The 25,061-nt window shown below is 61.5% G+C and carries 25 protein-coding genes; 8 read left to right on the forward strand and 17 right to left on the reverse strand.

Annotated elements, in window-relative coordinates:
- Positions 1-9: 9 nt before the first annotated feature.
- From AB4Y34_RS29300 to rbsK, 4 genes are read right to left on the reverse strand one after another with little or no spacing between them, the layout of a single operon-like run.
- Positions 10-1,107 carry a LacI family DNA-binding transcriptional regulator gene (locus tag AB4Y34_RS29300; RefSeq protein WP_368717974.1) on the reverse strand — a complete coding sequence of 366 codons (1,098 nt, stop codon included), beginning with the start codon at positions 1,105-1,107 and terminating at the stop codon, positions 10-12.
- Between the two features lie 59 nt (positions 1,108-1,166).
- Entirely contained in the window at positions 1,167-2,126 is a 960-nt protein-coding gene (locus AB4Y34_RS29305; RefSeq protein ID WP_368717975.1) for a dihydrodipicolinate synthase family protein, read from the reverse strand.
- A 38-nt stretch (positions 2,127-2,164) separates the two neighbouring features.
- The gene (locus AB4Y34_RS29310) at positions 2,165-3,484 is read right to left on the reverse strand and encodes an MFS transporter (RefSeq protein WP_368717976.1); all 1,320 of its coding nucleotides are present in this window, start codon (positions 3,482-3,484) and stop codon (positions 2,165-2,167) included.
- Positions 3,485-3,537: 53 nt separating this feature from the next.
- The gene (gene rbsK / locus AB4Y34_RS29315) at positions 3,538-4,491 is read right to left on the reverse strand and encodes a ribokinase (protein ID WP_368717977.1); all 954 of its coding nucleotides are present in this window, start codon (positions 4,489-4,491) and stop codon (positions 3,538-3,540) included.
- A 610-nt stretch (positions 4,492-5,101) separates the two neighbouring features.
- On the opposite strand from rbsK, the gene AB4Y34_RS29320 reads away from it, so the two are divergent.
- From AB4Y34_RS29320 to AB4Y34_RS29330, 3 genes are all read left to right on the forward strand, one after another.
- Positions 5,102-5,965, forward strand: a complete 864-nt coding sequence (locus tag AB4Y34_RS29320; protein ID WP_176383159.1) for a class I SAM-dependent methyltransferase — start codon at positions 5,102-5,104, stop codon at positions 5,963-5,965.
- A 125-nt stretch (positions 5,966-6,090) separates the two neighbouring features.
- A complete protein-coding gene (locus AB4Y34_RS29325; protein WP_368717978.1) occupies positions 6,091-6,897 on the forward strand; it encodes a hypothetical protein in 807 nt (268 codons plus the stop codon).
- 202 nt (positions 6,898-7,099) lie between these two features.
- On the forward strand, positions 7,100-7,786 hold the full coding sequence (locus AB4Y34_RS29330) for an AAA family ATPase (protein WP_368717979.1): 687 nt from the start codon (positions 7,100-7,102) through the stop codon (positions 7,784-7,786).
- 267 nt (positions 7,787-8,053) lie between these two features.
- Here the strand turns inward: AB4Y34_RS29330 and AB4Y34_RS29335 are convergent, their stop codons facing one another.
- From AB4Y34_RS29335 to AB4Y34_RS29355, 5 genes are all read right to left on the reverse strand, one after another.
- Positions 8,054-8,791, reverse strand: coding sequence for an LrgB family protein (locus AB4Y34_RS29335; protein ID WP_368717980.1), 738 nt, complete (start codon positions 8,789-8,791; stop codon positions 8,054-8,056).
- Positions 8,792-8,822: 31 nt separating this feature from the next.
- Positions 8,823-9,296, reverse strand: a complete 474-nt coding sequence (locus tag AB4Y34_RS29340) for a CidA/LrgA family protein (RefSeq protein WP_368717981.1) — start codon at positions 9,294-9,296, stop codon at positions 8,823-8,825.
- Positions 9,297-9,434: 138 nt separating this feature from the next.
- Positions 9,435-9,845, reverse strand: a complete 411-nt coding sequence (locus tag AB4Y34_RS29345) for a DUF4148 domain-containing protein (RefSeq protein ID WP_176383161.1) — start codon at positions 9,843-9,845, stop codon at positions 9,435-9,437.
- A gap of 21 nt (positions 9,846-9,866) precedes the next feature.
- A complete protein-coding gene (locus AB4Y34_RS29350; protein ID WP_176105280.1) occupies positions 9,867-10,073 on the reverse strand; it encodes a hypothetical protein in 207 nt (68 codons plus the stop codon).
- Positions 10,074-10,634: 561 nt separating this feature from the next.
- The gene (locus AB4Y34_RS29355) at positions 10,635-10,946 is read right to left on the reverse strand and encodes a DUF4148 domain-containing protein (RefSeq protein ID WP_176383273.1); all 312 of its coding nucleotides are present in this window, start codon (positions 10,944-10,946) and stop codon (positions 10,635-10,637) included.
- A gap of 602 nt (positions 10,947-11,548) precedes the next feature.
- Between AB4Y34_RS29355 and AB4Y34_RS29360 the strand changes: the two genes are divergently transcribed.
- On the forward strand, positions 11,549-13,468 hold the full coding sequence (locus tag AB4Y34_RS29360) for a hybrid sensor histidine kinase/response regulator (RefSeq protein ID WP_368717982.1): 1,920 nt from the start codon (positions 11,549-11,551) through the stop codon (positions 13,466-13,468).
- A 21-nt stretch (positions 13,469-13,489) separates the two neighbouring features.
- On the opposite strand, the gene AB4Y34_RS29365 is transcribed toward AB4Y34_RS29360, so the two are convergent.
- Positions 13,490-14,191, reverse strand: coding sequence for a response regulator transcription factor (locus AB4Y34_RS29365; protein ID WP_176383165.1), 702 nt, complete (start codon positions 14,189-14,191; stop codon positions 13,490-13,492).
- Positions 14,192-15,041: 850 nt separating this feature from the next.
- Here AB4Y34_RS29365 and AB4Y34_RS29370 point away from each other — a divergent pair.
- A complete protein-coding gene (locus AB4Y34_RS29370; protein ID WP_368717983.1) occupies positions 15,042-15,719 on the forward strand; it encodes an alpha/beta family hydrolase in 678 nt (225 codons plus the stop codon).
- A gap of 553 nt (positions 15,720-16,272) precedes the next feature.
- Here AB4Y34_RS29370 and AB4Y34_RS29375 read toward each other — a convergent pair.
- Both AB4Y34_RS29375 and AB4Y34_RS29380 read right to left on the reverse strand, forming a co-directional pair.
- Positions 16,273-16,428: a hypothetical protein gene (locus tag AB4Y34_RS29375; RefSeq protein ID WP_176383169.1), complete on the reverse strand. Its 156-nt coding sequence runs from the start codon at positions 16,426-16,428 to the stop codon at positions 16,273-16,275.
- Between the two features lie 175 nt (positions 16,429-16,603).
- Complete coding sequence (locus AB4Y34_RS29380) at positions 16,604-16,936, reverse strand: hypothetical protein (protein ID WP_368717984.1); 333 nt, start codon at positions 16,934-16,936, stop codon at positions 16,604-16,606.
- A gap of 37 nt (positions 16,937-16,973) precedes the next feature.
- On the opposite strand from AB4Y34_RS29380, the gene AB4Y34_RS29385 reads away from it, so the two are divergent.
- Positions 16,974-17,222: a hypothetical protein gene (locus AB4Y34_RS29385; protein ID WP_176383174.1), complete on the forward strand. Its 249-nt coding sequence runs from the start codon at positions 16,974-16,976 to the stop codon at positions 17,220-17,222.
- Positions 17,223-17,368: 146 nt separating this feature from the next.
- Here the strand turns inward: AB4Y34_RS29385 and AB4Y34_RS29390 are convergent, their stop codons facing one another.
- Positions 17,369-18,583: an alpha/beta fold hydrolase gene (locus AB4Y34_RS29390; RefSeq protein WP_368717985.1), complete on the reverse strand. Its 1,215-nt coding sequence runs from the start codon at positions 18,581-18,583 to the stop codon at positions 17,369-17,371.
- 444 nt (positions 18,584-19,027) lie between these two features.
- Here AB4Y34_RS29390 and AB4Y34_RS29395 point away from each other — a divergent pair, with 444 nt between their 5' ends.
- Together AB4Y34_RS29395 and AB4Y34_RS29400 are read left to right on the forward strand one after the other, a co-directional pair.
- Positions 19,028-19,708 (forward strand): class II aldolase/adducin family protein, encoded by a 681-nt coding sequence (locus AB4Y34_RS29395; RefSeq protein ID WP_176383275.1) that lies wholly within the window; start codon positions 19,028-19,030, stop codon positions 19,706-19,708.
- Between the two features lie 197 nt (positions 19,709-19,905).
- Positions 19,906-21,066, forward strand: a complete 1,161-nt coding sequence (locus tag AB4Y34_RS29400) for a sigma-54 interaction domain-containing protein (RefSeq protein ID WP_368717986.1) — start codon at positions 19,906-19,908, stop codon at positions 21,064-21,066.
- Here AB4Y34_RS29400 and AB4Y34_RS29405 read toward each other — a convergent pair.
- The 4 genes from AB4Y34_RS29405 to AB4Y34_RS29420 all read right to left on the reverse strand — a co-directional run bounded on the left by AB4Y34_RS29405 (position 21,057) and on the right by AB4Y34_RS29420 (position 24,986).
- Positions 21,057-21,836 carry an ABC transporter permease gene (locus AB4Y34_RS29405; protein WP_368717987.1) on the reverse strand — a complete coding sequence of 260 codons (780 nt, stop codon included), beginning with the start codon at positions 21,834-21,836 and terminating at the stop codon, positions 21,057-21,059. The two genes, AB4Y34_RS29400 and AB4Y34_RS29405, sit on opposite strands and share 10 nt — an antisense overlap.
- A gap of 27 nt (positions 21,837-21,863) precedes the next feature.
- Positions 21,864-22,649, reverse strand: coding sequence for an ABC transporter permease (locus tag AB4Y34_RS29410; RefSeq protein WP_368717988.1), 786 nt, complete (start codon positions 22,647-22,649; stop codon positions 21,864-21,866).
- A gap of 79 nt (positions 22,650-22,728) precedes the next feature.
- Positions 22,729-23,838 (reverse strand): PhnD/SsuA/transferrin family substrate-binding protein, encoded by a 1,110-nt coding sequence (locus tag AB4Y34_RS29415; protein ID WP_368717989.1) that lies wholly within the window; start codon positions 23,836-23,838, stop codon positions 22,729-22,731.
- 59 nt (positions 23,839-23,897) lie between these two features.
- Entirely contained in the window at positions 23,898-24,986 is a 1,089-nt protein-coding gene (locus tag AB4Y34_RS29420; RefSeq protein ID WP_368717990.1) for an ABC transporter substrate-binding protein, read from the reverse strand.
- Positions 24,987-25,061: the final 75 nt, after the last annotated feature.

The following is a 25,061-nucleotide window of genomic DNA, read 5'->3' on the forward strand; positions in this document are numbered from 1 at the left end:
CAACAACACTCATCCCACGCACGGCCCGGTTGACCCGCGCACTTTCAATTCCACCGGCACGGCATACCCTTGTCGCGTCGGTCGTCCATCCAGCGCATCGAGCAGATGCTTCGCGGCGACCGTGCCGATCTCGCGCGTGTCCACATGCATCGTGGTCAGTGGCGGCCGCGCTTCGCGCGCGATCGCGAGATCGTCGAAGCCGGTGACCGAAAGCCGCTCGGGTATCGCGATGCCGAGCTCTTCCGCCTCCCGTAAGACGCCCAGCGCAATATGATCGTTGCCGCAGATCACGGCGGTTGGACGCGGCCCCGGTTGTTGCCAGAGCGCGCGCAACGCCCGCCGCCCAAAATCGAGCGTGGATTCACCTTCGATCAGATGCTCCGGCCGAACCGCGAGACCATGACGTTCGAGCGCGACGCGAATTCCCGCGAGCCGCGCCTGCACGCGGTCGTTATCCCGCGTCGGCTGGATGCAGACCGCGAATGACCGGTGTCCGATCGCGACGAGATGCTCGGTGATCTGCTCATAGGCCGCGCGGTTGTCGAAGCCAATGCAATCGTGGGGGCTTCCCTCGCGCCACGCATAGAGCACGACGTAAGGCACGCGCCACACGCGCAGCGCTTCGAAGAGTTCCGGCGGATGCGCCTCGCCCACGACCGCGATAGCCTCTACGCCACGCGCGAGCATCGCGTGAACCTGAGAGAGCGCTTCATTGGGGTTGTAGTTCGAACATCCTAGAAAAAGCGTGATGCCGCGCGCGGCGAACTCCGCCTGCATGCCGCTCACCTGCGAGGCGAAGACCTGATCGTCGAGCGTCGGAATCACGATGCCCGCAATATGACTGCGGGTGGACGCGAGCGCGCGCCCGGCCGCATTCGGAAACCAGTTCAGATCCAGCGCGGCCTGTTCGACGCGCTCGCGCACGCTGTCGGACACCTTGCCGGGCTCGTTGTAGACGCGCGATACCGTCGCCGTGGACACGCCCGCGCGTTTTGCGACATCCGACAGGACAGGGCGGCCCGCGCCGCGGCGGGCGCGCGCGCCGGCCGAACGTCCGGTCGGCGACGGTTCTTCGAGAGTGGAGGCGGAGTCAGAGGAGCGAGGCATCAACGGTGTGATTCGAAAAGAACGCCCGTCATCTTACCCGCGGCGGGGTGATGAGTGAGTCAAATCCCGGCGGCGATGCGCGAACGGAAATGCTCGGTGCCTTCGACGATCCTGTCGAGCACCGCGTCGAGCGCCCAGAAGCGCTCGCGCACGTCGTAGTCGATTGCGCGGCAACGAATCGACTGAAAAGTGCCGATGCGCTGGTGATACATCTTCGCGAGCGCCGGATAGCCGAGCGCCTCTGACACCGCAGCGAGTACGAGAAAAGTCGAAAGCTCGCGGGCGAGCGCCGGATTCTCGTCGGCGCGGCTGCGCAACCAGTTGTACAGGTCCGGATGAAAGTTCGTGAACACACCGTTGAAACCTGCCGAGCCGGCTTTCATCGCGTCCCACGCGATCGCGGCATTCGCGTTCAGGATCTTCATGGGCGAGCCCTTCGCCAGCGCGACGCGGCGCTTCACGGTGTCGAGATCGCAGCTGACGTCCTTCAGCATCACGAAGCGGCCGGTATCGATGCACATCTTGAGCTCGTCGTCGGACAGCAGGCGCCGGTAAGGAGCGGGGCACTCGTACAGCCCCAATGGAATGTCGGAAGGAAGGCGGCTCATCAGGCGACGCAGGTTCGCCGTGAACGCTTCGGTGCCTTCGCGGCGCGGATCGAGCCGGTTCGTCACCAGCACGATGCCGTCCGCGCCCGTCGCCGCGGCCGCGTTCAGCTCCTCGGCTTGCGCGTCCGGATCGTCGCTGATATGGCCTGAGACCACGACCGGCGCGCGGCCGGCCACGTGCTCGACCACGAAGCGGCCGAGCGCGGCGCGTTCGTCGAGGCTCAGGAATTGCATTTCGCTCGACTGGGCGACCGCGAAGAGCGCGTCCGAGCCATGCGCGAGATACCACTCGATCAGTCGTTCGAGCCCGGCATAGTCGATGGTCCCGGCGTCGTCGAAAGGCGTCAGCATGACGGGAACGATGCCTTCGATCGAGCGCGTCGAGCGCGGCAGGGAAGTGGGGAGGGTCATGTCGGTGTTGTCCTCTTGAGAATTGAAAATGACGCTTCTCAGGCGTGAGCGCGAGCCGGCGTACCCGGTTCGATCTCGAACTCGATCGGCTTGCGCACGAGGAAGAGATAGCTCATTGCGCCGACGAAGGCGATTCCCGCGGCCGTCAGCAAAGCCGGCACGAAGGACCACGACTGCGCGATGTAGCCCGTGAGAATGGGCGCGAGTGCGCCGCCGAGAAAGCCGCCGAAGTTCTGGATGGCGCCGAGCGAGCCGACGCGGTTGGCCGGTGCGGCTGCGGTTGCCAGTGCCCATGAGCAGGCTGATGCTGCATTGGCGAGAAAAATCACGACCGAGATGCAGACGATGGCGATCGTATTGCTTTCGACGAGTGCGGCCGGCACGGTGAACGCCACCATGCCGAGCATCGCGATGACGACCGCGTTGCGCCTGCTCGCCACCGGCGAGGCGCTCCTCTTCGTGATGAGGTCGGAGAACCAGCCTGCGCAGAGCGCGCCGAGAAAGCCGCAGAAGAAGGGCACCGAGGCCGCGATTCCCGTGTGCATCAGAGTCATGTGGCGCTCTGTCGTCAGGTAGCCGGGCAGCCAGGTCAGATAAACCCAGTTCAGATAGACCGAGCCGAAGAAGCCGATCAGCATCCCCCAGGTCGTGACGTTCGAGAACAGCGCGCGCCAGTCGGCGAAGCTGAGCTGCTCGGCAGGCTTCGTCTCCGCGGCGTCGCCTTTGAGGTAGTGCAGTTCCTCTGCAGTGAGCGCAGAGGGGTTTGGATCGCGATAGATAGCGAGCCAGATCACCGCAACCACGAGACCGAGCGCGCCGGTAACGATGAAGGCCCAGCGCCAGTGAAATTCCACGACGAGCACCGACAGGCACAGCGGTGCGAGCGCCGTGCCGAGCGGCGACGCGGAATTGAAGATGCCGGTCGGCTTGCCTCGCGCACGCAGCGGAAACCAGTTGCTCACGACGCGCGCCGCCGACGGAAACTGCGGCGACTCGCCGATGCCGAGCACGATGCGCGCGACGACGAACCAGCCGAAGGTGGACACGATGCCGCCCGCGGCCTGCGCGAGCGACCAGATGATCAGGCCGACTCCGAGCAGCCTGCGCGGTCCGATGCGATCGACGAGGCCGCCGACCGGCAGTTGGAAGAGCGCGTAGCTCCATGAGAATGCCGACAGCAGCAGCCCCATTTCCCCGAGCGACAGACCGAGATCCTTGCGGATCAACGGATTCGCGACCGCGAGCGTGCCGCGATCGAGATAGTTCACGATGCCACTCACCATCAGCAGCGTCAGCGCCACGATCTGGGCGCGGCGCACGCGCGGAGGTGCCTGCTCGGACACGGGGGTTGGGTTCATGCTGTCGTCTCCATGTTGTGTTGTGGATAGGCTGCGATCCCGCGCAGCCGGGTCTATCGAACCGTTGCCGGGAACGCGGGTTGCGCCCGCACTTCGGCCTGGGTCGGAATGGATGCCTGCGCGCCTTGACGCGTGACGCTGAGCGCCGCGGCCCGCTGTCCGAACTCGATCGCGTCGCGAATGCTGGCGCCGCGCACGCGCTCGGCTGCGAAGCCGCCGACGAAGGTATCGCCGGCCGCCGTGGTGTCGATCGCATCGACGCGCGGCGCGGGCAGGTGACCTTCTTCCCCGGTTGTCGCGTACCAGACGCCCTCGGCGCCGAGGGTGACGATCACCGTCTCCACGCCTTTCGCACGCAGGTGCGCTGCGGCTTCACGCGCGGACGCCGGGCCATCGACGGGCACGTCCGTCAACAAGTGGGCCTCGGTCTCGTTGAGAACCATATAGCTGACCTGCTGGTAAAGCGCGTCCGCAAGCGGCTGCGCCGGAGCCGGGTTCAGCAGCACCGGCGTGCCGAGCCTTCCCGCAACTGAAATGGCGTGCCGCACGGTGTCGAGCGGCACCTCGAGTTGGCAAATCAGCATGCCGGCGGCGCCGATGGCGTCTTGCGCCGCATCGACGTGAGCGGGAGTAAGCGCGGCGTTGGCGCCCGGCGAAACGACGATCGTATTCGCACCGTCCGCGGCCACCGTGATGGCGGCGATGCCGGTCGACATGTCGTTCACCATGTGCAGGTGCGCCGTGTCGATGTGCTCGCGGTCCAGACGCGCGCGGAGCTGTGCGCCGAAGTCGTCGTCTCCGATGCAGCCGAGCATCGCAACTGAAGCGCCGAGCCGCGCCGCTGCGACCGCCTGATTGGCGCCTTTGCCGCCGGCGAATGTGGCGAACGCGCCGCCGAGCAAGGTTTCCCCCCGCGCCGGCAGACGCTCCGCGTGCACCACGAGATCCATGTTCGCGCTACCTGCGACGATGAGCCGGACCGAGGAGGATGCTTCGGTCGAGTGCATGTTAGCGCTTACATTTCCAAATGTTTTTAGGGATGACATGCGATGAGGACCGGTGAAGGTTGCAAGTCGAGACGTGTTAGCGCTTACATTAACCCGCCAAGGCACGACGACGCAATCCAAAAGTCACGACCCTCGGGAAGTCCCTTAAAAAGCTGATGACATGGCGCCCATTCATTTGTCAAAGCCAGATCCAAATGTCGGGGGCGGGGGGCTGTGACTGCGGCTACGCGATCAAGCGTCTCCGTTAGCAGCGCCCGGAACATGTCCGGCGCTGGCTGAGTCTCCTCGTGAAGTACCCGGCTATCAGACTCTTCGTCCTGCTGTTTCTCGCGAAATGTCGGATCATCAGGGAAGTAGAGATACCACCGAGTTCGCCAGGTGGCCGCCCGTTCGAATCGAAGTAAGCACGCTCCCGTTTCCAATCGGTAGGCAACAGCCCAACTTCGCCTCCGTGCATTCCCCTTATGATCAATGTACGCAATGCAGCGAAGCGAAGTACATCCATGAACGTGCGCGGCTCTTCGGTCATTACGATGCGGGCGAGGTTCGGCTCCCCCTTGCCTCGAACAAAGGGTAGCTAGTTAAGAACGAATCAGAGCAAGGAGATGACATGGCAGAGCAAAATGCTTATCAGGTGACCGACTGGAGTGGTCAAAGCGGGGAGCGCTGGGTCGCCAACCAGGCCCGGCTCGACGCTATGGTGGCGGTGTTCGGCCAGGCCGCGATAGAAGCCGCCGCGCCCGTGGCGGGCGAGCGCGTGCTGGACGTCGGCTGCGGCGCGGGCGCGTCGAGTCTGGCTCTGGCCGCCCGCGTCGGCCCGGGGGGCCAAGTGCTGGGCGTGGACATATCCGAACCGCTGATCAGCCGGGCGCGCGCGCTTGCGCCACAGGATACGCCGGCCCTGTTCCGAGTGGCCGACGCCAGCAGCGCCGAGTTGCCCGAGGGCGCGTTCGACATCCTGTTCTCGCGTTTCGGGGTGATGTTCTTCGACGATCCGACAGGAGCGTTCGCCCATATGCGACGCGCGCTGCGGCCGGGCGGGCGGGTCGCTTTCGTCTGCTGGCGCGGCGCGGCCGAGAACGATTGGGTGCGCCTGCCGATGGGCGCGATCAAGGGCATCCTCCCGCCGAGCGCGGCGCCTGATCCCGAAGCGCCCGGCCCATTTTCGTTCGGCGACCGGGGTCGCGTGGCACGCATCCTGACGGCGGCCGGCTTCACCGATATCGCTATCGCGCCCTTCGATGCTTCCGTCCCGTTCGGCGAGGGCGGGACGCGGGACGCTGCGATCGACGACGCGGTGAAGATGACGCTCGAGGTCGGCCCGCTGTCGCGCGCGCTCGCTGATAAGCCTGACGACATCCGCGCCCGCGCCTCGGCCGCGGTTCGTGCCGCCTTCGCGGGCCTGCCCGGCGAGCGGTCGGTGATGATCGACGGCGCGGCGTGGATCGTCATGGCACGCAATCCGGCACGCTGACAGGGATTAACAGGGGAGACGCCCCCGCTCGGTAGAGCGAGCATTGTTGGCCGCTCAGATTGATGCGGTCGAGTTTCCCATGTAAGGCTTTGCGATAGACTGCCTTGATCCTGGAGGGGTTTGTCGTGGCTGATCTCAAAACCGTGTTGGTCCGTTCGAACGTCGCTTGCACCCTTGTTTGCATGTCGCTCCTGGCGCACGCCGGGATGTCGGCAGACTCAGCCACTGTTCCCAATGCGATTGAGGCTGAAATTTCCGCCTCTGCAGATGTCCTGTCGACTCAGCCTTTCGTCGGCGACGACCCGGTTGCCATCAGGGACGCTTTGGCGGGCCAGAGGTTCAATGCCGACTCGCCTTCGTTGAGCGATCGCATCAGGAACCTGATCCACGTCCCTGTCCCTAAGGCGCCAAGCGAGCTCGACTCGCCGAAAGCCAGTCTCGAGCGCGACCTTGCTTTCGTCGTACCTGCGCCCTACGGAATACGATATCAGTCAAAGACGCACCTGCTGACGGTAGACGTAGATCTATCCGACGACAACAAGCCGGGAGCGATCCTACTCAAGAAAACCATTACCGGACAACGCGGTCGAGGGCTGGTGGTGGCGCCAGAGGCGAAGGCTAAGGGGTACATCCAACATATCGATCTGATTGTGCTCAAGTCCGGTGAACGGACCAAAACCAGGGTTCACGGACGCGTGACACTCTCGCAGGCGGCGTTCGACGAAGCGAATGGAGACTTCGCGATTGTGCTGATGTGCAGCATGGCGCCGCCTTACCTGACCGACCGGCGCGAACATAGTGATCCCAGCAATGACGAGCCCACCGACATCACGACAAGAACCTCGACCCTTTACACCGACATTCACGCCATCTGGTTGGTGAGCCCGCAGCGGGGTATCGTGCTATCGAAGAAGCTGCGTCTGTCGAAGTAAAGAGCCATGGATTGTTTTTCGACACAACCTCTCTCAAGGTGTCGGTTTCGAATCAGACAGAGGAGGCCGCGGCTTCTGAGTGTAAAGCAGTGACCCTTTGCAACGGTTAATAGACGGCGGGCAACGCGTCGCTACACCCTCTCTCGTTCGAACGTGATCGGAGTCAGACTGATCAAATATCCGAAATCGACCCTCCGGTCAGATGACCTTCTCCAAACCGGTCAGTCAAATGAATTCAGTTTTTGCGAACCGGAGTGCCAATGAGCGGCCGTTGGCGATTTCACCCGATCGGCCATGGCCACTGGAGATCGCGGCAGCAATCCGCGACAATCAGCAAATATTCGAAAACCAGGGAGCACGAAAAATGTTGATTGTTTTCGGTGGATTACCGGGCACCGGAAAGACAACGGTAGCGCAAACACTCGCTCGCAAACTCGCCGCAGCTTATCTGCGTATTGATACGTTGGAACAGGCGTTTCTCGCTTCTGGGGTCGGCGGGAAGGATGTTGGACCTGCCGGTTATCTGGCCGGCTACGCAGTTGCGAAAGACAATTTGCGCCTCGGGTTGACCGTCGTCGCGGACTCGGTGAATGCGTTGCATATCACGCGAAGTCACTGGAGAGGTGTGGCGCTCGAAGCAGGTGCACGCGTCTTCGAGATAGAGTTGATATGTTCTGATACTGTTGCGCACCGTCTGAGAGTCGAGGGGCGACGGGCAGATATCTCTGGCCACAACCTGCCGACATGGAAGAGCGTGCTTGAGCGCCGATATGATGCATGGGAATCAGAGCATCTTGTAGTCGACACAGCTACCGTTTCTGTTGAGCAGGCCGTCGAAACTATCACTCATCACGTGTCGACATCAACTCCACAGACTGGGGCGCTTTAGCCGTTCAAAGGCATTCGTTTTTTTCGGACAATGCGTCTGGGTGGACGCTGTTCGAGTGATAATTCCGAGCAGGTCCGCGTGGATTTTTGTACCGTACGTTCCTCGTATGGTCGCGGTTGTGCATCTGCCATCTGTCTGAGCGACGCAGGTCAGCGATAGCGTGGCCAGTGCCACTGCCGCCACTGCCTTGAACGCCCGTCCACCGGACGGCCCACACGCCGCCCGGTAACGATAGGAACGCGGGCGCATGCCGGGATCCGCCGTTCGTCAAATCAACCAACCGCTCAGGATGGGCAGGAGCACTGGGAGGACAAACGCCGACATAGTGCCGTTCATCGCCATGCCCAGTCCCGAGTAGGCGCCTGCTTCTTCGCTGATCTGAAACGCCCTGGCAGTACCTATGCCGTGGGAAGCAACACCCATTGCAAAGCCGCGCACGTCGTCACGCCGCACACCAACGGTATCCAGGACCACGTTGCTCAGCGTCGCACCGGTAATGCCTGTCAGGATGACGATCGCCGCGGTGAGCGAGGGCAAACCACCAATTTTTGCCGAGATCAGCATTGCTACGGCCGTAGTGACCGACTTCGGAGCGACCGACGCGACAGTCACAAACGGACAATGTAGCCAGACACATATCGCAATCGCAGAGGCAACAGCCGTGGCCGAGCCGGCGATCAGCCCGCCAAGCAGCGGCACAAGCGCTCGTCTGAGCCTGGGCATCTGATGGTGTAGCGGAATAGCCAATGCAATGACCGACGGGCCCAGTAGAAAGTGAATCAGTTTCGCGCCCGCGAAATATGCGCTGTAGGAGGTGCCTGTCAAATACAGTATCGCGATCATGAGCAACACGGAGATCGCTACCGGGTTGGCCAGGGGATTCTTCCGCGCCAGAGTGTGAAGGCGGCAGGCAACGATGTAGACACCGACGGTTGCCGTGAGCGCCGGCAGAGGCGACGCGCCCACGATCGCATTGACAGACACGGACAGTTCACCGATTGACATGGCCCCTCCTGCTTGCGGCGGCAGAATCTGCCTAAGCGCGTGGCGCCGTCGCAGCCTTGTGGTGTGATTGCTTTCGGTCGAGCCTCGTCAGCAACATGCCTGTCACTAGCGCAGCAATCGCCATCGAAAGAATCGTGCTGATAACGATGGCAAGGGCGAGTGCGGACAGTTGGCCTTTCAGCTGCGGCGCGAAGACCATGACGCCCACACCGGCGGGCACAAAAAACAGTGAAAGGTGATTCAACAGTCCGCGAGAGACCTGCTCGACGGCAGGCACGACAGAGGGTTTGGCCGAGAGCAAGCAAAGTAATAGCACCATGCCAAGCACGGGTCCGGGAACAGGAGCTCGCGTGACATAGGCGATTAACTCGCCGAGACACTGAAACCCAAGGAGGATTGCAAACGATCGCGCGACCCCACTATCTGGCGTCGACGCCTTTGGTGCAGCAGATACGCCGCTCTGCGTCGGTGCCGCCGGGCTGGTTTCTCTGGTGCTCATGTCCATGGACTGTCCTCATTTTGCGGACCGTTCAAGGCCAAATCGAGCTGGTAGCTGTCGTACTCTGTACAGCCATGACGCCCCGACGATCCAGAGGCACGTTACCCGGATCGTCGGCGCGGTGTCGGACGGCCCCATCAGCGGTCAATTACCGAAGAAAAGGTTGCAGTAACTTGCGGGACCAACGCACGAAGACGGCGAGGGCTTCGACACATGCTGGGCACTGCTGGAAGCGGAGGTGCCAACGGTCGTGCCGCCAACGTCATTGCTGCCCGCCTGCTGGCTTGCCTGTGCAGTGGCGTTGGTCGTCGCGCCGCCAACGTCACTTTCGGCCGCCTGCTGGCTGTCCTGTGCAGCGATCTTCGCTTCGGCGGCCTGAATGTCCGCGGGATACTGGGCATCGAGCGCGTTGGCCGGGTTATAGCCATTCTGCTCAAGCTGGAGAATCTCCGCCTTGACCTGCGCGCGCGTGACCGGCTGCTCCGATTGTGCGAAAGACGCGATCGGCGCGACGATCGCGGCCGCAAGCCCTACTGCCTGCAAAAGCAACTTCATGATGCACCTCCAAACAGTTGTTTATCCGGTACTGCGGCGATGCGGGTGCGCATCGACGATGACCAGAAAATCAAGAACGTCCTTTATCAGGACAGGCCCCGGCTCGGCGTTACGGACGAAAAGCGGGTCTGGCGGCCAGTCGTGTGCCAGACTGACGTAATTCGCCAGACCGACTCCCAGCAGCACTGCGACGAGTGTGAGCGCAACTACGGGTTTGAACTTGCGCATGCGACCTCCTCACGTAAGCACGATCACCATTCCCGGCCGTAGCGTGCTTCGGAAACATCTGGTCAGCGTGCCAGTTTTCTCGAAGTGTGCTGTCTTGGGCGCATCAACCTCCTCGATACATGGGATCGATGGAGTCGCCCCCGGGAACGCGTTTGCCGGACTGCGACGGGGTCGGCATGCCGCCGTTGACGCCGCCATTACTCTTGTGAACCACGCTGGCGTGGTGCAACGGCATCGTTTTACCGCTTTGCGTTGCTGTCGCTGCGCTGCCGGAGCGACAAGGTACGTACGCGCCTGCGAAAGCAGGTGCAGCCAGCGATGCTGAGCATGCGACCAAAAGGTACGCGACAGTTTTCGCAACTGCGTGGTAAGGCGACTTCATGATGGCCCCCTCATAGTGGTCTATCCGGCACTGCGGCAATACGGGTGCCGACAGACGATAGACGGGAGACGATGGCAAAAAATGAACAACGTGCGTCACGAGGACAAGTCCCAGAGCGGCGCTAAGGACGAAAACGACCCGCAGCGGCGGTATCGTCACGGCAGGCCGTTCACCACGCGTCATTGACCGTCCGGATTAACCACCATCGGATGTTGGCCAGAACCGGATTGCGACGAGCCGCCCAGCGGCGCCCCATATCCCGACGTATCCTGGCCATTTGCGCGCTGCGCGGCTACGCGCGCTTCGGCAGCCTGAATATCCGCGGGATATTGGGCATCGTTTTTGGCAGCAGGGTTATAGCCATTCTGTTCGAGCTGCAGCAACTCTGCCTTGACCTGGTCACGCGTGACCGGCCGATCCGATTGCGCGAAAGACGCCATCGGCGCGGCGATCGCGCCCGCTAGTGCAACTGCCTGGATAAGCCACTTCATGATGCACCCCCTCATGGTTGTCCATCCGGCACTGCGGCAACACGGGCGCCCGTACGCACTGCGTTTTCCGCGCCGGCCGGTTATGGAGACGTACTCACAATAGGCACTTGACAGGAGAAGAAGGCGGCCCAGTTGTGCGGTCATTAACGCCCTCCTTGTGTCAAATTATGTTGCGTTATTTCGCCGTGAAACCGTGTCAGTTGTAATTACGTCGATAGTTTGATGTTCGGTATTAAATGTTCCTTTTGCTGGAGAATAAATGTTCGGTGTCGTTTTACGATTGTTCGGCATGATGCCGTTGTCAGAGTAAGGAGCGTGCCCGGTTACGGAAGTAGTTCGACGCGGCATACATGGAGCGACCAATATCGCAACTGGCGAGCCGGGCTTGCTGGTACTGCGGGCGGTTGGAACCACCTGCGTGGATCACGAACATTTGTTCGGCCTAAAACAGCACACTTGTCATCGACTTGCTGGCGGACTGCTAGCACAATAGTCTGTAGCTGCCCCTGACTCCCGCCCGGAGGCCTGTTATGGCGTCCTGTTCTCGAACATCAAGTGATTCTGCCGCGAGCGAAAATGTCAGGGCCAGAACATCAGTGGGCGTGAGTGAAACGATTCAGGAAATCGCGCGCCGCAGGTTCGCTGAATTCAGAAGATTTTTTGTCGGACCGGTTGCCGTTGCAGCACTCAGTGCTGAACAGAATCTCCTCGTCAAACACAAGTTATTGCAATCGCTGTCCCGCCGGTCGGTATATTGGATCGCGCTTTTGTTGGTCGTAAGCCCGTTCTGGTTCATAGTTGGAGCCTGGACCAAAACGTCGGATATCTATCCATGGTTCCGTGTCGTCTGGATCATGGGACTCTGGGGGCTGGCGGCTCCTTTCGCAGCATACTTACTGAAAAAAACAATGATGCTCCCGAAGCACGCCGGCGTCAGCGCGGTCGGGCAGCTACATTGGGCATGGGCTGCATTGGTCATGCTGACATCGTTCTGGTGGGCTGCGGCCAGCTTTGGGCTAATACCACCCACCTACGTGATCGGCGTGATCGTCCATAGCCACCACTTCAGATTTGCCAGGTATGGCTTCATGGAACTGACCATGATCGGCCAGGCAATTACGTTGCTGCTGCTCGCACCCAGTTTTCGTGCGGCTTTAGGTGCACTGCTGGTCGGCACGATCCCATTCGCATTTGACATGGCACCGGGGTTTTTTATTCACCGGCCGGGAATGTTTGACTGGTATACGGCTCAACTAATTGGCTATTGCGTTGTCGCCTGGTACATCTGCAACGATCAGCAACTCATATGTGTAAAAGAGGTTGTTCTCGAGGAAGCGCGAGCTCAGGCGGTAGCCGCAATGCTGGAAAAGAACCAGTTTATGGCTGCCATAAGCCATGACTTGCGCCAGCCGCTCACCACGCTCGGCCTGAAGTTAGGTTTTATCGAGCGATGCGTTAAATCGACCAGCCTGGCCGTAGACGTCTCAATTGCGCAAAGGCAGGTGGCTGCGATGGAAGGGATGATTAACGGGGCACTGGATATCTGCCGCCTCGAGTCCCGCACCTGGAATGTGGAAATTCAGGAGGTAGCGCTGACTTCCCTTTTACGCGGCATAGTTGCGGATATGCAGCCGCTGGCTGAGGCGAAGGGGCTGAGATTACGACTCCATAGTCGCCCTTATCTGGTCCGCACCGATCGGCATGCGTTGGACCGGATCGTCCGAAATATGGTGATCAATGCGGTCCGTTACACGCCTTCCGGGCAGGGAGGAAAGAACGGACATGTTCTGGTGAGTTGCCAGAGACGTGGCACCTGCGTAAGGATAAGTGTCTGGGACAACGGGATCGGTATCCCTGAAGATAGACAGGCGGATATCTTCAAAAGCTATGTCCAGGTTGCCAATCCCGAGAGGAATCGCGATAAAGGGTTCGGACTGGGTCTGGCCATTGTCCAGGGGCTCGCGAACCTCCTTGGTCACAAACTGGATGTGAACTCGGCACCCGGGCGGGGATCGCGTTTTTCCGTGACGGTCCCCTTCGTGGAACGCATACCGCCGGAGTTGCTCAGCGAGGTTCAAACGGTTGAAAACGGCGAAGCGGACCTGACCGATATGGTCGTGGCGATCATCGAAGACAACAGCGACCTGAGAATCGAAATATCGATGCGCCTGATCGAGCATGGCTGCTACGTCGTGGCGGGGGAATCATCATCCGACGTCATCGAACAGTTGCGCATTGAAGCGCTGGCAAGTGGTCCTCACTTCATCCTCTCAGACTACCGGCTGGAAAACGAGGACGGTATTGCTGCGATTCTGGCGGTCCGCGCTGCTACCGACGCTTCGATCCCGGCGATCCTGTGGTCGGGGGACACCTCGTCAGCTGTGCTCAAAAAAGTCGCCGCCAGCGGCATGAAGCTTTTGTCGAAACCGGTTTCCGAACAGACCTTATTGACCTTACTTGCAAAACATAAGCCCCAGGAAAATCGGCCGAAGGCGGGTGCTAGTGTTCGCAGTGCAACATAAATCGCGGTATAGCAAAGATCTTCATGACGGTCCCTTGTCTGGCCCGCTTCCACCACCCAACTCGGCATTGACTCTAAGTGCCGCTTCTACGCGGTTTCTGACTCGAAGTTTGTCGTAGATAACACAGGATACCTGTCTGACATGTCCTTCGGTGACGTTAAGCTCTCTAGCGATCTGTTTTCCCGAGAGGCCACGTGCAATGCAACGCCCTACGTCCCACTCTCGAGGAGAAAGCCCAAGATGGTGCTCATTCCGGCTAGCTGAGGGCGCTTGTGTCGAGCGGGCAAAGCGGAGCAGGACTTCTTCCGGAATCCAGAGTTCACCTCCCAGGATCCTGCTCAGTCCAATGAACATTTTTTTGTGCGCGCCTCCTTTCAACAGGATTCCCCGAGCGGCGTAGTCACGCATGCACATGCGCAAAATTTCAACTTCCTGATCGTTCCCGGGAGTGAGTCCTGTGCAGACGACCACGGGAACTTTAGATGGATTTCCGGCCTGGAAATGCTCAAGTGTCGCGGCGCCACGGTTCTCATCGTCCAGATTAAGATCCAGGAATACCAGATCGGGGGGAGGTGCCTTGTTGACTTCTTCAAGCGCGCGGGCAAGCGTAAAGACGGGCGTGACGTCGATTGGGGTTGCGCTCAGCTCCGAAGCGTGTGTTTGTAAATATTCGGAAAGGGCGACGCACAGAAGTTCGTGGTCATCGACCCACAGGATTTTCATGGTCGCTTCTCCTCTTCAGACGTCCGAGAAAAGCAATCGATCGCCGCTACGTTTGTCCGCAGCACTACTCTGACGCCGCGGCGGAATTTCATGCGCTTCTCCGTTTGGGGAAAATCGGCGTAGGTAAGTCGTATTGCGCTGCTCGACCTGGGACGTGCATCCCTGCACGGACAATGCTACTGGTTTTACAGCGTCCGCGATCGCGAATGACATCATCGCAAAACGCCCAAGGGTGAAGCGGTCTTGCGAAGTATAGGCTCGCGAAACTATGCCAGCGATGATGCTTTGCACCATTCTTGCCTTTGGCGTGTCAGTACTGACTTGGGGCGCGTCATGCTGCCTGAGCAACCGAGGCTGGCCGGTGTGGTTCGGGACTGCCGCGACGTACCGCTAACTAGCTCGAACAACAAGACGCGTAGGCGCGGGCATTGCCATACCATCCGCTACGCCGCGGCACCCCCGTGTGCACCGGTAACGCATTTTCTACATCATGTGGTGAACGGCAGACAGCGACTGGTCGGCTAGCGTCGATCCGGCCCACATCCGATATGGGTCAATTCGCTGACGAAGCGCGGGGCTTAGAATGGTCGTTGAATGACTGGACTGGCATCAGCAGCCATGCTGATGCTGCTCGATTCGCACGGCGCGAATCCTGCGGCCCACAGGTCGGGACTGCGGTCGTCAACCGACACATCGCGACTGCGGCGCCGTTCACGATGGGCGCGCGCTCCATGGATCGGCCGGCAAGCTCCGCCTGCGCAATGCCTTGCCGGAGGCCGCCACGAACGCTCCGCGATGCCTCATTGATACAGAATCGGCGCTAAGGCCACAACGACACGACCTGAATACGATGGACGACCCAGAATCGCTTTCCATGGCACTGCCCGACGGCACTAAGGTCTCTGCGCTCCTCCGGGTGCCGGAGGACGCGCGAGCCCTGTATGTCTTCGCGCACGGTGCCGGGGCGGGCATGCAGCACGCCGGCATGTCGTCATTGGCCGACGCGCTTGCGGCGGCCAATGTCGCCACATTGCGCTACCAGTTTCCGTACATGGAGCGGGGCTCCAAGCGGGTGGACTCGCCGGCCGTGGCACATGCTGCCGTGCGGGCAGCCGTCGCAGAGGCCCGCCGGCGGCTGCCAGCCCTGCCGCTCTTCGCGGGCGGCAGGTCGTTCGGCGGCCGCATGACGTCCCAGGCCCAGGCCATCTCCCCGCTCGACGGCGTGCGTGGCCTCGCTTTCGTCGCGTTCCCGCTGCACCCGGCGGGCGCGCCCGGCATGGAGCGGGCACGGCACCTGGCGGACGTCACGGTGCCGATGCTCTTCCTGCAGGGCACGCGCGACAAGCTGGCCGAGCTTCACCTGCTGAGGTCGGTAGTCGAGATGCTGGGGCCACGCGCCACGCTGCATGTGGTGGACGACGCAGATCATTCGTTCCACGTGCGCGCGTCCTCCGGTCGGACCGACGCGGAGGTCGTGCTCGAACTGGCACGGACGATGTCGGCGTGGTTCTTCGCCGAAGGAGAGTAGGTGCCCGTTACCTGAGCAAGCGCAGGAATGCTTGTAGCAGGGTCGGGACGGCGAGCCGGCGAATTCGCCGTGCTGCACTCCTCAATCCCTTCGCTGTCCGCAGATGGTCTGTCGCATAGCCACAATAAGCGACGCCTGTCGCGTCAGCGACGTTTTCCCAGTGCCGAGTGAGTGAATTTGTCAGATCCGCCTGCGGTGATCCGCCTCCGGAATTCGCGGAGGGCATCTGCTTTGATTGGGCCGGCGCCGATCCGTGAGTGACCGCTTAGGGATGCGGGCGGAACCAGACAGGCGGAGCGTCGAACGACGCGCATGGGCCGGTCACTGCCTGACGCGGTCGCCCGAAACCGACCCGAAGCGGTCAGCTATATTTCTTGAAAGCGGAGCCCGAAGCGAAGCCATCCCTGGTGGCTATGATGCCAATTGGTATCCGTTAAGAGAGCCTGCAGAGGCGACAGGAGCGACAGGTCACTGTCGTTGGACGGTCTGCCGGCGGCCTTTAGCCGAGGTAACGGATACGCTTCGCCTTGCCGCCGTTCGGCTTTACCTCGTCTCATCGTCCGTCCGCGTGCCCTTTGAACGCTACGACATTTCTGCCGGCCATGGCGTGCTGTATATGAAGCTCTCTTCGCAGAGCTTCGTTAACAGAAGCAAGTGCGCGCACTTGCTGCCGCAACGTTTCGTTCTCAATTCGAAGTTCCTGGGTCATTTTCCGCTCCATCTCGTGTGGGCTCGTACAGCCCCTGGCCCACCATTGCTCGAACTGCGGCGCGATTGTCTGAAGCCGCATCCGTTCATGCCACGAGCCGCGCATGCCTCAACGGCGGCACTCCACCTCAGGGCAAAATCACCAATGGCCAAGTCGCGACACACCTACTATCAGCTCACTTAAATTTCCTATCGATCGAATTGCTGACCGAAGGCGACTCTCCCTCAGACGACAAATGGACAACACGCTCACCGAGCGCATCATTCTGGTCAATAGCGGCGACGCAGTCCCGCGCGAAGGCAGTGTCGCGCAGTGTGGTTCGCTCGAGCTGCATCAGCATCCCCGCAATCTGTTCGTCGCGGGGTTCATCGGATCGCTGAAGATAACTTTCCTCCCAGGGACGCTCGTGGCAGGGCGACCGGATGGGGCAATTGTACGGCTTCGCACCGGCGAGACGATTGAAGCGCCAGTTGATGCAAGCGCACTGCAAGCCGGTGTGGATGTCCACGGTCGGCGTACGACCACAGCACATCGAGCTTGGCGGCGTGTCGCGAGACACTGTGCGCGACTTGCAATGGCAGGAGCGGCTCGGTGAGTCGACGTTTCCGTACCTTGACGACGGGGCTAGCCTGCCTCCGCTTGTCGCGAAAGCTCCTGGCCATGCACATGCGACGCCGGAGCAGCGCATCGCGGTCACGTTGACGCTCAGAGCGTTGCACCTGTTCGACAGCCAGGGAACGGCGCTGACGCGTCGCGTTCCCGATCAGGATCTGTTGCTGCCGGTTGCCGCGTGAGCGGCCGCATAGAAAGTCCGTGCGCCGCTGCTCTGCACCGCGAAGAACTGGTGGTAGTGGTTATCGAAGCAACTGGTTCTGGCTCGAGGTTCAGTCGAGGAACGATGGCTACCGTGTGCATCTGGCACTGGGTCGGCCCGTTTCAATCAGAGCCTGGGCTGCTGTTCGACCGGCGTACAGACTGGCGTCACCGTTTCCCCGGCCAGCACTTTCCTGACGAAGGGAATCGAGTCTTCGAGCGAGGTGTTGACCGTGCCGTTATGCTCGCGCCCAGCGTACAGATGAGCCTCGACCCTGGTACCGGCAGCGCAGGCATCTTTCGCCAATGACAGTTCTAGCGGTGCGAGCCCGTCGTCCGCGCCAATGCCGATAAAGAGCGGTGTCTTGAGCTTCAGGGTCGGGTACTTCAGATAGTCGTTCCACCAGGCCTCCAGCCGGGCCATGCCTCCGGGTTTCACGGTGTTCGCGCTAGTCAGTTGCGCAAACGCGGAATCGTCTTCAAGCGATGCAAGGCAACTGATACGCGATTGTTCGAGCAGCGGTAGCGCGGAGTCGGTGAGGACCTCCGATGCCTTCAGGCTCGGATCGATCTGCTGCGCCGATAGCACGGAATAGAACTGATAGGCAAGGGTGCTGTCGATCCGGTTCGGATCACGGTGGTAAGCGCTCTGAAACGGCGCGAGCGATGCCAGCGTCTGTTTCGACGCGTTGTAGATCACGCCCGTCGCCACCGCGCCTCGGATGTTCAGATCCGGAGCGTAGGTGCTTGCATAGCCGGCTGCCGCGACAACAGCCGAGCCGCCTTGAGACTGGCCGACCAGCACCACCTGATTTGCCAGCCCCGGAACGCTGTGCAGGACCGCGCGAACGCTGTCGAGCATCGTGTAGCTATTCGAGCGATTGTTGAGTTGGGGATTCGGGCCCGGCGTGCCGAGCCCTTGATAGTCGGTGGCCACCACCGCGAAGCCTTGCTGAAGCCAGGCGTTCAGGTAGCGCACGTCCCGATAGGACCGGCCGAACCAGGAGGGCGCGCAGATATCGGCCATGCCGAACGTGCCATGGCCCCACGCGACGATCGGCCAACCTGCTTGCGGTGCTTGACCCTTGGGCACGAACAGCGCGCCCGAGACGGCGATCGGCGTCTTGCCGTCCACGCCATCGGTCGAGCTGTAAAGCAGCCGCAGCTGTCGACCGGCGCTGGCGAGGCCGAGCGTCTGGGGCAGTTGCTCGGAGCGGAGCAGCTCGCCGGGGTGGGCGGGGATCTCGTCGTCCCAGGTGTAGAAAGAGGACACGCGGCCATCGCCTTGTAAGGGATCCGGGGGCGGCACTCTTGCCCCCGCGGCCAATGCGACGTTGGACAACAGAAAAGCCGCGTAAGTGGCGCCAAGTGCAGCGTATCTCGAAGCGCGCCAACCTCGTGCGCGAACAGTTTCTTCTTTCATTGTGATGCCCTGATCGATGGTGAGAAAGGTGCGGGATCGTGCGCAGGCCGACCATGACGCCCACCGCACTCCACGAAACCCGCGGGGCGCTCTCAACGCAAGTTTCGAACCATCGCGTCATACGCGCACAAACCGCGTGGCATCGCAGCTTTTTGGTCTTCTGACTCTTCGCATTGCCTCAGGCGCAACACTCGCTGATGCCGCGCTGGTGGTCGTGCAGCAGAACCGCCGCTCTCGAGACCGAGCCTCGCGCCCCTGCATCTGCTGTATGCGCCGAACGGAAGGGCTATCGCCCCGTCACAGCAATTTGGCACGCTTGCTGCTTTAAGGGGGCCGCACAATCACTTATCAAAAGGACTCGACATGTCTGTTCCGCACACGCTGGAAAGCGGCGCCCTGGTAGCCTTTGTTGAACGCGTGCGCCGCGAATTTGCGCAAGCCGCACGAGTACTCAAGGAGACCCGCACGCTCTCCGCGACCAATACCTTCCAGGCCTATCAGCGTGTACCGGACACCGACCTCGTGGTAGCCGTGTCGGCGCCGACGCCATGGGCGCAGTCGCAAGAGGTGCAAGCGGTGGTCGTCTCGCTGGACGGCAAGGTCGTCCACGGCGATCCAAAGGCGTCGGCTCACGGGCCGCGCTATGCAGGAGTGTTCCTCGAAGCGCCGGAGGTGGACGTGGTGATCCACGTGCACGGCCCGTATCTCGGCGCGTGGGCTAGCGCGCACCGTCCGTTGCCTATTCTCTATGCACCCGCGCAGCGCTACACCAAGGCGCGCGAGATTCCAATCTATATCGATCGCCGTCCCGGAGAGCCCCGCTTCATTGTTGACACCATCAGGCGTGACCCAAACATTCCGGCGATTCTCGAAGCGAACGGCGGTGCGACATTCTGGGGTAAAAATATCCTCGAGGTGTCGCAGTACATTCTTATTCTCGAAGAGGGCGCCTATTTTCAGGCGCTGGCCGAATCGCTGGGGGGATCTAAGGAATTCGGGCCCGGTGTGCTCGAACAGCAATGGAAGATGACGGGTCTCGCCTGAGCACGGCAAGCGCCGACCAGCCCACACAACTGTCTTCGATCCACGGCACGACCTTGCCAGTCGTGCCATTCTTTTGGTCCACGCTCGCCATATGCTATTGCCAGTTATGTCATACCGTTAGCTCGATGAATTGGTTCGTGCTGGACACCGCCCTTGATATCTTCCAGGTTCCCTTCGCATTTCTGGCTAGTTGATCAATGGCAGTCTTCAGCTTTCCCGATCCCACCTCGCACGCCATTACGATTCGTGCAAAGGCACTGACGTTTGACGATCCCAAATCGTTGGTCCTGCTCGAACGCATCCGTCTGGTCGCACCGAGCGATGCCACCGTGCTCGTGACCGGCGAAAGCGGCACCGGCAAGGAGTTGATCGCGCGGCTCGTGCACTCGTTGAGCGACCGGCGCGACGGTCCCTTCATCGCCGTGAACTGCGGGGCGTTTTCGGAGACCCTGATCGAGAGCGAACTCTTCGGCCACGAACGCGGCGCGTTTACGGGAGCGATCAGCAGCCAGCCGGGCTGGTTTGAATCGGCCAATCGTGGCACGCTGTTTCTCGATGAGGTTGGCGACCTGCCACTCGCTGCTCAGGTCAAGCTCCTGCGTGTGTTGCAGGAGCGCGAGGTCGTGCCGGTCGGGTCGCGCAAGACCGTCAAGATCGACGTCCGGCTCGTCACCGCCACCAATGTCAATCTGGAAGCGGCGGTGCGAGCTGGAAATTTCCGCGAGGATCTGTACTACCGTTTGAATGTCGTCAAGCTGAGCCTGTTGCCTTTGCGTGAGCGGCCAGGCGACATGGGACCGCTGATTCAGCACTTTCTGGAGAGCTACGCGAAGCGTTTGCGGATCACCCCGCCGACGCTCACCGAGGCGGCCTTGCAGCGCTTGCATGCGCACACCTGGCCGGGCAATATTCGGGAACTCGAGAACGTGATTCACCACGCGCTGCTTGTCAGTAGCGGCGGATTCATCGACGTGGATGACTTGCAGTTTTCAGCGCTTTCGCTCACGCCCACTACCGCCGATGCGCATGCCGCGCCCCCGGCGGCGAGCCCGTCACGCCGGCCGCGCGACATCACCGAAGCCACCGAAGCCTTGCGCACCGCAATCGTCGACCTGCTCGAGCTCGGCACGCCCAGGCTCTGGCAACATATCGAAGATACGGTCTATCGCAGCACCTTCGAATTCTCGGAGAACAATCAGTTGCGCACCTCGCGGCTGCTCGACCTGTCGCGCAACATCGTGCGCGCACGTCTTGCTCAACTGGGCATTCTCAAACTGCGCGACAGCGCCGACCCTGACGGCGCCGACACCGACCCCGCCGACTCCGGCGGCGTCGCCGCCGGTCGCCGTCAGGCGTGATCGCGCCAACGCAGCACGCGCCGGGCGACCCGATCGCAGAGCACACCCATTGCGACCGCCAATAGGGTTACGCCGGCCACGCAGACCATCAGCACGTCGACACGTGCGCCAGCCTGAGCCGACTGCATCAGGCTGCCTATACCCGAGCCCGCATTGAAGAATAGTTCGCTGCTGGTGGCGGTGATCCATGCAAACGGAACCGCCTGGAGGATCCCGGCGAACACGTCTGGCAATGCGCCGGGAATCAGCACGTCGCGCAGCCAGTTCATTCGGGTCAGCTCATAGGAGTGAGCGAGTTCGAAATAGCGATGGTCGATCCTGCGTACTCCGTCGAAGCTGCTCGTCACCATCGGATAAAACGCCGCGAGAAAGATAACGAAGACCTTGGCAAATTCGCCGGTACCGCACCACAGGCTGATCAACGGAATCAGGCCCAGTAGCGGCACATGCCGGAGGGCCTGAAACAGCGGATGTACCAGCTTCTCCGCACTGCGTGACAGGGCGGTCAGCGCGCCAAGTGCGATGCCCGCGATAGCACCGGTCACGAGGCCAATCGTCGTGCGACGCAGACTTGCGCCGAGATCGACGTACAGTTCCCCGCTGCGGATCAGTTCGACACTCGCGCGCGCCACCTGTTCGAGCGGGACGAACGCATATTGATGCGCGGCGTCGCGATGCGCGGTGAACTCCCAAAGCGCTAACAGGACGAACGGCACGGCAAAGCCGCGAGCGCGGCGACGCAGCGAATGAGTGGCGGTTAGCGTGCTCATCATCAAATACCCAACGGGACGCTGAAATCAGCGAGGGGAGATCTGCCAACGCAACACGCAGCGTTGGACGAGTGCAACGCTCTGATCGAGCACGAAGCCGATCAGACCGATGAGGATCACGTCGACCAGGACCACGTCGATACGCAGCATCTGTCGTGCCATTTCCATCATTTCGCCGATGCCACTGTCGGCACTCAGCAATTCAACCGCGACGAGCGAGAGCCACGCACGCGCGATCGCGATGCGGATGCCGGTTAGCAGCGATGGAATGGCCGAAGGCAGAAGCACGTCGCGAAACAATGCCGCGCGTCCCAGCCCATAGTGGCGAGCCATTTCGACCAGATCGCGCGGCACGCCTTCAACGCCGCCGTACGTCGCAAGCGCGACCGGGAAGAACACCGCTTTGGCGACCACCACGACCTTGAGCGATTCATCGATGCCGATCAGCAGGATCAGCACGGGAATCAGCGTCAAGGTCGGGACCTGACGCAGGACGTCGAAAAGAGGGCGGACATAATCGGAGAAGGTTCGGCTGAGCGCGAGCAACGCGCCGCAAGCTACGCCCGTCACGCTGCCCCATACAAAGCCGATCGCGAGACGACGGCAGGTGATTTGCAGGTTATCCCACAGGTCGCCCCCCGCCGCGAGCGCGTTGAGGGTCGTAAAGACCTTTTGTGGTGGCACCACCAGTTGCGGAGCGAACCAGTGCCGCACGCTGATATACCACCACAGTAGAAACAGCAATGCGGGCGAAACCCACCATAGCAGGACGGACGCGCGCCTCGCGAGACCGCGAAGCCCCGTGAATAACATGCGACGGCTGCCGGGTTGGGAGTCGAGCGTTCGAGGCGCGCCTGGGATTGCCGCCCGAGCAACGGCGTCCTCGACGGTATCAGCGGTTGGCGACATTCGCTGCAGCGCTCGCATCCCAGTAATGTTCAAGCTTCAGTTCCTTCAATGCGTTGTTGACGAACTGCGGCGCGAGCAGACTGTTAACATCCGCGCCATCGGAGGTGAGTCCAGCTTGCTGGCTGTATGCCGACACATCGCGATAGTGCGCGCTGAGCGAGGGCGTAAAGAGAGGCGTCCATTGATCTTTCCATGGCAGCTTTTCGTCGTCGTATTCACGGCGTACGACGCTTTCGGGCTGACCGGACGCGCTCAGGATCCTGATGAAAGCATCGCGGTTTTGCGCTTGCGAAATCCAGTAGGCGGCACGCACGTAAGCGCTCGCCACCAGTTGAGTGACGTCGGGATACTGGCGCACGAAATCGTCCGAGGCCCACAGTTCAGCGCGCATTTTCCACGCGCTCGGTGCCTCCTTGCTCGACCAGATGATCTTGCCGACCTGTTTGTCGACGAGCGAATAGGCATCCGACAACGTGAAGAAGCCATCCACGCGACCCGCGCTGACAGCCGCCGCGCCGGCCTGCGGATCGAGGTTGTAGATCTTGAAGTCGGACAGTTTCAGATGGTTGGCGGCAAGCAGCTTGCCGAACGGCACTTCCCACGGCCGGCCGCGATTCAGTGCGATGCGCTTGCCTTTCAGATCGACAATGGATTTCGCGGTCGAATCGGGTGGCACGACCAGATACGTATTGCTGCCGACGCCGCCTGGCACGATCAGTTTGGTGTGTGTTCCGGACGCGTTGACGACGACCGAGGGCAGATCGCCATAACCGGCAAAGTCGATGCTGTGATTGGTGAACGCCTCGTTGACGAGCGTGCCGACCGCCGCCACCGATACCGGCACCCATTGCAGCTTGATGTGACGTGCGGCCAGCGCATTCTCAAGAGACTTGTCCGCGTCGATCAAGGCGGAGGCACCCGCATATTGCGTTTTACCGCCGCTCGAATAGGCCACTACAGCGATACGCACGACCTTTGGTGCGTCTTCAGCGCGAGCGAACGTCGGCCCGAACAGGCTCGCAGCGGTAAGCGGAACGGCGAGGGACCAGGCGAGCAAGGCACGGCGCAGAGATAGCGTAGGGGAGCGTTTCATGATGGACGGACAGAGCCTTATAACAGGAGCAACAAGGGGCGACGGCGCGAAGCATTCGGTCACGCGCGTCGCCGACTGGTGGATTCGAAGGTGTCGCGCAGGGCGTCAGCCATCGGGCGCGGATCGATCCAGTCGGCGATATCGAAGTCGGCTTCGAGACAGTCCCATTCGACGAGGAAATTCTTGAAGTCGTGCAGCGCGGCGACCGACTCTTCTTCAAGATTCACGCCGAGATGGTGATGCAGGTCGGCGCCATAGGCCGCATGAACCCACTCGATCGCCGAAGCGGTTTCGTGCGACACATACTGCACGGTTTCGTCAGGGTGAGTGCGCGCCCAGTCACCGGCGGCGATCACCAGTTTCAGGAAGCCCGCGACGATATCGGGATGGTGGGCGAGAACCTCGCCGTTGACGGTCAGCGGACGCGGCGTACCGTTGTTGTTGCGGATATGGCGTTCCGGGTGAAATCCGATATCGATGACGACGCGCGCGCCAATCAGTTGCGCGACTTCGAGACCGATCGAGCCTTTCACATAGATCGCATCCACGGCGCCACGCAGCAAGGCGCCCGCTTCGGCGGCATACAGCGAACGACTCGACAGTCCGAGCGGCAGGGTGAAGAGTTCGGCGGACGGATCGTTGCCGACGGCCTGAAGCGTGCGTGCCTGCACGTCGATCAACTCGACGTCGCGCGTTGTGAGGCCTTCGAGGCTCAGCGCGTTGACAAAGCCTCGCAGCGCCGACGCCCGGAAGATGTCGATGCGATCCGTCGGCCTGTGCGGAATGGCGATACGCCGCCCGCGCAACTGTTTGACCGACTCGATGCCGGAGCCCGGCAGCGTGAGGATCAATTGCGATTCGTCGACCCACGACAGACCGATCACGCGTGTATTGGCCTGTTGCGAGCGTGCCCACATCGCCGGAATGCTGCCGCCCTGCCGGAATGACATGGCCAGCGTGTGATCGCTGAGCGATGAGGCATCGTGTCCCGTCGAATCGCGAAGCGAGCGGATCGCCACGCCGTCCGCCGACAACTCGCCGTTGAGCCAACCGAGATGCACGGCGATGCCGAGCGGGGTCGGCACTGGCGAGCGCGCGTACCACAAGGGGCGAGGTTTGTCCGGTGACGAATCGGGCCTGTCTGTCATGTTCACTTTCCGGGTTGAGGTTCATCTTGCCTGCCGGTCGTTGCCTAAGAACGAGCGCGGCGGCGCGGCTACTTG

Source organism: Paraburkholderia sp. BR10954, assembly GCF_040965775.1.
Classification (GTDB): Bacteria; Pseudomonadota; Gammaproteobacteria; order Burkholderiales; family Burkholderiaceae; genus Paraburkholderia; species Paraburkholderia youngii.

What these genes read in the sequence shown, in the direction of transcription:
- AB4Y34_RS29320 (WP_176383159.1), top strand. Translation starts at nt 5,102, where the DNA reads ATGGCAGAGCAAAATGCTTATCAGGTGACCGACTGGAGTGGTCAAAGC.
- AB4Y34_RS29365 (WP_176383165.1), bottom strand. Translation starts at nt 14,191, where the DNA reads ATGAAAATCCTGTGGGTCGATGACCACGAACTTCTGTGCGTCGCCCTT.
- AB4Y34_RS29300 (WP_368717974.1), bottom strand. Translation starts at nt 1,107, where the DNA reads ATGCCTCGCTCCTCTGACTCCGCCTCCACTCTCGAAGAACCGTCGCCG.
- AB4Y34_RS29415 (WP_368717989.1), bottom strand. Translation starts at nt 23,838, where the DNA reads ATGAAACGCTCCCCTACGCTATCTCTGCGCCGTGCCTTGCTCGCCTGG.
- AB4Y34_RS29420 (WP_368717990.1), bottom strand. Translation starts at nt 24,986, where the DNA reads ATGACAGACAGGCCCGATTCGTCACCGGACAAACCTCGCCCCTTGTGG.
- AB4Y34_RS29410 (WP_368717988.1), bottom strand. Translation starts at nt 22,649, where the DNA reads ATGTTATTCACGGGGCTTCGCGGTCTCGCGAGGCGCGCGTCCGTCCTG.
- AB4Y34_RS29370 (WP_368717983.1), top strand. Translation starts at nt 15,042, where the DNA reads ATGGACGACCCAGAATCGCTTTCCATGGCACTGCCCGACGGCACTAAG.
- AB4Y34_RS29395 (WP_176383275.1), top strand. Translation starts at nt 19,028, where the DNA reads ATGTCTGTTCCGCACACGCTGGAAAGCGGCGCCCTGGTAGCCTTTGTT.
- AB4Y34_RS29350 (WP_176105280.1), bottom strand. Translation starts at nt 10,073, where the DNA reads ATGCGCAAGTTCAAACCCGTAGTTGCGCTCACACTCGTCGCAGTGCTG.
- AB4Y34_RS29405 (WP_368717987.1), bottom strand. Translation starts at nt 21,836, where the DNA reads ATGAGCACGCTAACCGCCACTCATTCGCTGCGTCGCCGCGCTCGCGGC.
- AB4Y34_RS29375 (WP_176383169.1), bottom strand. Translation starts at nt 16,428, where the DNA reads ATGACCCAGGAACTTCGAATTGAGAACGAAACGTTGCGGCAGCAAGTG.
- AB4Y34_RS29345 (WP_176383161.1), bottom strand. Translation starts at nt 9,845, where the DNA reads ATGAAGTTGCTTTTGCAGGCAGTAGGGCTTGCGGCCGCGATCGTCGCG.
- AB4Y34_RS29340 (WP_368717981.1), bottom strand. Translation starts at nt 9,296, where the DNA reads ATGGACATGAGCACCAGAGAAACCAGCCCGGCGGCACCGACGCAGAGC.
- AB4Y34_RS29305 (WP_368717975.1), bottom strand. Translation starts at nt 2,126, where the DNA reads ATGACCCTCCCCACTTCCCTGCCGCGCTCGACGCGCTCGATCGAAGGC.
- AB4Y34_RS29355 (WP_176383273.1), bottom strand. Translation starts at nt 10,946, where the DNA reads ATGAAGTGGCTTATCCAGGCAGTTGCACTAGCGGGCGCGATCGCCGCG.
- AB4Y34_RS29335 (WP_368717980.1), bottom strand. Translation starts at nt 8,791, where the DNA reads ATGTCAATCGGTGAACTGTCCGTGTCTGTCAATGCGATCGTGGGCGCG.
- AB4Y34_RS29400 (WP_368717986.1), top strand. Translation starts at nt 19,906, where the DNA reads ATGGCAGTCTTCAGCTTTCCCGATCCCACCTCGCACGCCATTACGATT.
- AB4Y34_RS29330 (WP_368717979.1), top strand. Translation starts at nt 7,100, where the DNA reads ATGACCTTCTCCAAACCGGTCAGTCAAATGAATTCAGTTTTTGCGAAC.
- rbsK (WP_368717977.1), bottom strand. Translation starts at nt 4,491, where the DNA reads ATGCACTCGACCGAAGCATCCTCCTCGGTCCGGCTCATCGTCGCAGGT.
- AB4Y34_RS29310 (WP_368717976.1), bottom strand. Translation starts at nt 3,484, where the DNA reads ATGAACCCAACCCCCGTGTCCGAGCAGGCACCTCCGCGCGTGCGCCGC.